Genomic DNA, 5,861 nt, shown 5'->3' on the forward strand with positions numbered 1-5,861 from the left:
CGCCGGGACGGCGTCGCCGTCGTCCTGGCCCACCCCCGGGACGGCCTGCCACAGGTGCTGCACTGGGGCGCCGACCTCGGCCCGCTGACCGCGGACGACCTCGCCGGCCTGCGCGCGGCCGCCGACCGGCAGACCGTTCCGGGGACCCTGGACGCGGCCGCGCACCCGTCGCTGCTGCCGCAGGAGACCGACGGCTGGCCGGGACGCCCCGGCGCCCAGCTCGTGCGCGACGGCGTGCCGCTGGCCCCGCGCTGGGTGGCCGACCCGCCCGCCCCGGCGCTGGACGGCCACGCGGTCGAGGTGGTCGCGCGGGACGCGGCCGCCGGGCTGGTGCTGCGCACGCGGCTGCACCTGGAGCCGGGCGGCCTGCTGGGGCTCGCGCACCGGCTCGAGGTCGACCCCGGCGCGCCGGCCGGCGTCGAGGTCCAGGCCCTGGAGGCGGCGCTGCCGGTGCCCACCCGGGCGGACGTGCTCACGACGTTCGCCGGCCGGTGGACGCGGGAGAAGGTGCCCGCCACCGGGCCGCTGCCGCGGGGGTCGCTGGCGCGGCAGACGCGGCGCGGACGCCCCGGGCACGACCACCCGTGGCTGCTCGCGGTGTCGACCATCGCGCCGCGCGACCGGGACGGCGAGGTCTGGGCGGTGCACCTCGCGTGGCCCGCGGACGCGACCTACCGGACCGACCGGCTGCCCGACCAGCCGACCCTGCTCGGCGCTGGGGAGCTGCTGCGGGCCGGCGAGGTGGTGCTCGCGCCGGGCGAGGCGTTCGCGGCGCCGACGGCGTGGTTCGCCTGGTCCGACGCGGGCCTGGACGGCGTGTCCGCGCGGTTCCACACCTCCCTGCGCTCGCGGCCGCAGCACCCGCGCACGGCGAGGCCGCTCGTGCTCAACACCTGGGAGGCGGTGTACTTCGAGCACGACCCCGCGACGGTGCTCCGGCTCGCGGAGCGGGCCGCGCGGATCGGCGTCGAGCGGTTCGTGCTCGACGACGGCTGGTTCCTCGCGCGGCGCGACGACACCCGCGGGCTCGGCGACTGGGTCGTCGACCGGACGGTGTGGCCGGACGGGCTCGCCCCGCTCGCCGAGCGGGTGCACGGCCTCGGCATGCAGCTCGGGCTGTGGTTCGAGCCGGAGATGGTCAGCCTCGACTCGGACCTCGCGCGGGCGCACCCCGACTGGCTGCTGCACGACCCGGCCCGGGTGCCCGACCCCGAGGGGCTGTCGTACCGGACGCAGTACGTGCTCGACCTGGCGTTGCCCGACGCGCGGGCGCACGTGCTCGGGCAGGTGTCCGCGCTGGTGGCGGAGCTCGGGATCGACTTCATCAAGTGGGACCACAACCGCGACCTGGTGGACGCCCGGCACGCGGGCCGGCCGGGGGTCGACGCGCAGACCCGGGCGGTCCTCGGGCTGATGGCGGAGCTCAAGGCGCGGCACCCGGGCCTGGAGATCGAGTCCTGCTCGTCCGGCGGCGCCCGCAGCGACCTCGGCGTCCTGGAGGTCGCCGACCGGGTGTGGGCCTCCGACTCGAACGACGCGGTCGAGCGGCAGGACATCCAGCGGTGGACCGGGCTGCTGCTGCCGCCGGAGCTCGTGGGCGCGCACGTCGGCCCGCCGACGTCGCACTCCTCGGGGCGGACGCTCGACCTGTCCTACCGGCTGGCGACCAGCCTCATGGGGTCCGCCGGGTTCGAGTGGGACGTGCTGTCCTGCTCGGACGAGGAGGTCGAGGTGCTGACCCGGTTCGCCGCGCTGTACCGGGAGCTGCGGCCGCTGATCCACACCGGCACCGCCGTGCACGCGGACGTGCGGGACCCGGCGCTCCGGGTGGTCGGCGCGGTCGCCCCGGACGGCTCGGCCGGGGTGTGGACCGTCGCCACGGTCGCCACCCTGGAGGACGCCCGGCCCGAGCCGGTGCGGCTGCACGGGCTGCGCCCGGACGCCCGGTACCGGGTGCGGGTCCGCGACGAGATCGGGACCGCGCGCTGGGGCTGGATCACGCCGCCCTGGCTGGCCGCGGGCGAGGTGACGCTCCCCGGGCGTGTGCTGGGGACGACCGGCCTCCAGCTCCCGGCGCTGTGGCCGGCGCAGGCGCTGGTGCTGCACGCCACCGAGGTCTGAGCCGCCGGCCACCGCGCCCGAGTTCGGCACTGCCGGGGCGAGGTCGGCACCTCGAGGTGCCGACCTCGCGCGCGGAGTGCCGAACTCGGCGCCCGGTCAGGCGGGCGGCGGTGCCGTCGAGCCGCGCGCGACCACCCGCACCCCCGGGGTGCGGGTGGTCGCGGGGGCGCCGCCGGCCACGGCCCGCAGCAGCACCTCGGCGGTGAGCGCGCCGAGCTCGTGCACGTCCCGGCTCACCACGGACAGCGGCGGGTGCGAGATCCGGACGTTCGCCGAGTCGTCCCACGCCAGCACCGAGAGGTCCTGCGGGACGCGCACGCCGAGCCGGGCCGCCTCGCGCAGCCCGGCCAGCGGCATGAGGTCGTTGTCGTAGACGATCGCCGTCGGCGGCTCGGGCAGCGCGAGCAGCTCCGCCGTGCGCAGGGCGCCGCTCGCCGCGCCGTAGTCGCCCTCCCGGTGCAGCCCGACCAGCCCGGCGGCGGCAGCCGCGTCCCGGAACGCCGCGCCCCGCACCCGGGTGTGCCGGTAGCGCTCCGGCCCGGACACCCAGCCGACCCGGCGGTGGCCGAGCTCAGCCAGGAACGCGACCGCGGTGCGCATGGCGGCGTCGTTGTCGTAGTCCACCACCCAGCGGCCGTCGCCCGGCTCGCCGCCGAGCAGGACGGCCGGGAGCCCGAGGTCGCGGCACGCCTGCTCGCGCGGGTCGTCGGCCACGAGGTCCGAGATCACCACGGCGTCCACCAGGCCGTCGCGCGCCCAGCGCCGGTACGCCACGAGCTCGGCGTCCAGGTCGGGCACGACGTGCACGAACACGCTCGCGCCGTGCGCGTCGAGCTCCTCCTCCATGCCCGCGAGCAGGTCCGTGTAGAAGGGCTCCAGCGCGCCGTCGTCGTCGGCCGGCAGCAGCGCCAGCCCGACCCGGACGCCGCTGCCCGGCCGCCGGTCCGGCGGCGTCGGCGTCGTCATGGGCGCAGCATCGCACGCCCGGCGGGGAGCGGGTGCGCCGCCGTGCCATGCTGAGCAGCATGGACGGCGTCGAGGTCGGGCAGGGCGCCGGGCGGCGGGGCGGTCGCGCGCCGTCGACGACCCGCGCCCGGGTGCTCGACCTGGTCCGCACCCGGGGGCCGATCAGCCGGGTCGAGCTCGCCGAGCTGACCGGGCTCACCCAGGCGGCGATCTCGCACGCGGTGCGGGCGCTGCTCGACCAGGGGCTGCTCCGGGAGAACGGGGCCCGGGAGTGGACCGGCGGCAAACCCCGCGTCATGCTCACGCTCGACCCGCTGGCCCGGTGCGCGGTGGGGGTGCAGCTCGGCGCGGACTGGCTGGTCGTCGTGCTCATCGACGCCCGGGGCGCGGTCGTGGCCCGCACCCGGGTGCGCGGCGCGCGCGAGGAGGACCCCGAGGCCGTGGTCATCGGCATCGCCGGGGAGGTGGACGTGCTGCTCCGGGCGGCCGGCATCGGCCGGGACCGGGTGGCCGGCGTCGGGCTCGCCGTCCCGGGCACCCTGGACCTCGACGCGGGCGCGATCACCGTGTCCCGGTCGCTGCACCGCTGGCAGGGCTTCCCGGTGCGGGCGAGCCTCGCCGAGGCGGTCGGGCTGCCCGTCGTCCTGGACAACGACGCCACCGCCGCCGCGGTCGGCGAGTACTGGGCCGGGCGCACCGCCGGGTCGGTCGCGCACTGCACGCTCTACATGGGCGCGGGCATCGGCGCGGGGGTCGTGGTCGGCGGCACCGTGCACCGCGGCGCCAGCGGCAACGCCGGGCCGCTGGGCCGCATGCACCTGCACCGGGACGGCCACGGGCCGGGTCCCACGCTGGAGGAGCTCGCCGCGCCGCACGCCGTGGCCCGTCGCGCACGCGAGGCGGTCGCCGCGGGGCGGACCACCACCGCGCGGCTCAGCGCGGACGGCGACCCGATCACCGACTTCGGCGCGCTCGCGACCGCCGCCGTGCAGGGCGACCCGCTCGCGCTCGAGCTCGTCCGGGACTCCGCGGAGTACCTGGCGGACGCCGCCGTCACCGCCGCGAACCTGCTGGACGTCGACTCCGTGGTCCTGGCAGGGCCCGCGTTCAGCACCGCCGGGTCGCTGTACGCGCAGGTGGTCGAGCGGCGGCTGCGGGCGGAGCTGCACGCCGCGGACCGGCACGGCGTGCGGGTGGCGCTCGCGGCGCACGTCGCGGACGCCGCCGCGGTGGGCGCCGCCGCCCTGGTGCTGCAGGAGGACCTGGCGCCGCGGCGGGGGTGACCCCGGGGCGGCCACCGGCCCCGCCACGCTCAGCGGCGGCGGGTCAGCAGGTCCAGGCTCACCGCGTCGACCAGCAGCCCTTCGTCGGCCCGCACCCACCGGTCGCCCGTGGCGCGGTGCTCCGCGGGCGTGGCGAACCGGTAGCCGTACAGCCGGGCCCGCACCCAGCGCGGGCGCGCGCCGTCGAACGGGTCCCGCGCGAGCAGCCGCAGCGTCGGCCGGTCCGCCTCCAGCAGCTTGCCGAGGAACGGCACGAACCAGCGCAGCTGCGCCGCCGAGCCGAGCGCCAGGAACCACATCAGCCAGTCGAGCCGCAGGTGGTAGGGGGCGTACTGCCGGGGCAGCCGGCGCACGTCGCCGGGCTTGCCGCGGAACTCGTACTCGAGCCAGGTCGCGGTGCCCGGGTCCTCGTCCCGGGTGCCCTCGACCACCACCTCGGTGCGCCGCCGGGTGATCGTGCCGAACGCGCCGTAGGCGTTCACCAGGTGGAACGGGTTGAACGAGGCGTTCATCCGCTGGTTCCGCGACACCAGGTTCCGGGCGGGCCAGAACGACAGCACGACGCACAGCGCGGTCACCGCGAGCACGACGACCACGAACCACGGCGGCGGGTCCGCGGCGGGCGCGGTGCTGCGGACGTCGACGCCGACCAGGCCGAGCACCGCCGCCCACGACCGGTCGTCCACCGCCGACGCCGCCAGCACGATCGTCAGCCAGTTCAGCCAGGCGAAGTTGCCGGACAGCACGAGCCACAGCTGGGTCACGATCATCACGGCCGCCGCGGTGCTCGCCACCGGGCCGGGCACCAGCAGCCCGAACGGCACGACCAGCTGCGCGACGTGGTTCGCGGCGACCTCGACGCGGTGCAGCGGGCGGGGGAGCAGGTGGAACAGCCGGCTCGCGGGCCCGGGCATCGGCTGGGTCTCGTGGTGGTAGTACAGCGCCGTGAGGTCGCGCCAGGCCGGGTCGCCCCGCCACTTGATCAGGCCGGCGCCCAGCTCCAGCCGGAGCACCAGCCACCAGAGCAGCGCGAGGACGGTCCACGGCGGGGCCACCGCGTCGGAGCCCAGGAACGCCACCAGGAACCCCGCCTCCAGCAGCAGCGACTCCCAGCCGAACCCGTAGAACGTCTGCCCGACGTTGACTACCGACAGGTACAGCACCCACAGCACCCCGAAGGCGAGCAGCGGCAGCCACGGCGGCCCCTGCTGCGGCAGCCCGGCGACCAGCGCCGCCGCGACGACGAGTCCCGTCCAGCCGACCGCGACCAGCAGCCGGTCCGAGTACCGCCGGGAGAACAGGCTCGGCGCCGCGCGGGGCGGGACCCGCTCGGTGAACGCCGGGACCGGGAGCAGGCCGTGCTCGCCCAGCAGGGGGCGGAACTGGCGCAGCACGTTCACGAACGCCAGGACGTACACGGCGGCGACCCCGCGCTGCACGACCTCGCGGGCGATCGTGTACCGCTCCGCGTCGAACCACTCCGCGTGGAAC

General features: G+C 77.5%; 4 protein-coding genes. 2 read left to right on the forward strand and 2 right to left on the reverse strand.

Features of this window, described 5'->3' with window-relative positions; genetic code table 11:
* Nucleotides 1-2,121: alpha-galactosidase (locus tag G6556_RS16575; RefSeq protein WP_166943899.1), on the forward strand; the 2,121-nt coding region annotated here is incomplete at its 5' end.
* Between the two features lie 96 nt (nt 2,122-2,217).
* Here G6556_RS16575 and G6556_RS16580 read toward each other — a convergent pair.
* Nucleotides 2,218-3,087 (reverse strand): substrate-binding domain-containing protein, encoded by an 870-nt coding sequence (locus tag G6556_RS16580; RefSeq protein WP_166943901.1) that lies wholly within the window; start codon nt 3,085-3,087, stop codon nt 2,218-2,220.
* Nucleotides 3,088-3,146: 59 nt separating this feature from the next.
* Here G6556_RS16580 and G6556_RS16585 point away from each other — a divergent pair, with 59 nt between their 5' ends.
* Entirely contained in the window at nt 3,147-4,370 is a 1,224-nt protein-coding gene (locus G6556_RS16585) for an ROK family transcriptional regulator (RefSeq protein ID WP_166943903.1), read from the forward strand.
* A 29-nt stretch (nt 4,371-4,399) separates the two neighbouring features.
* On the opposite strand, the gene G6556_RS16590 is transcribed toward G6556_RS16585, so the two are convergent.
* The coding region (locus G6556_RS16590) for a lipase maturation factor family protein (RefSeq protein WP_205693633.1) at nt 4,400-5,861 on the reverse strand (1,462 nt) is incomplete at its 5' end.

This window comes from Cellulomonas sp. IC4_254 (assembly GCF_011603975.1).
Classification (GTDB): domain Bacteria; phylum Actinomycetota; class Actinomycetes; order Actinomycetales; family Cellulomonadaceae; genus Cellulomonas.

Excerpts from the sequence above, each read along its gene's own strand:
- G6556_RS16580 (WP_166943901.1), bottom strand. The coding sequence starts at position 3,087 with ATGACGACGCCGACGCCGCCGGACCGGCGGCCGGGCAGCGGCGTCCGG.
- G6556_RS16585 (WP_166943903.1), top strand. The coding sequence starts at position 3,147 with ATGGACGGCGTCGAGGTCGGGCAGGGCGCCGGGCGGCGGGGCGGTCGC.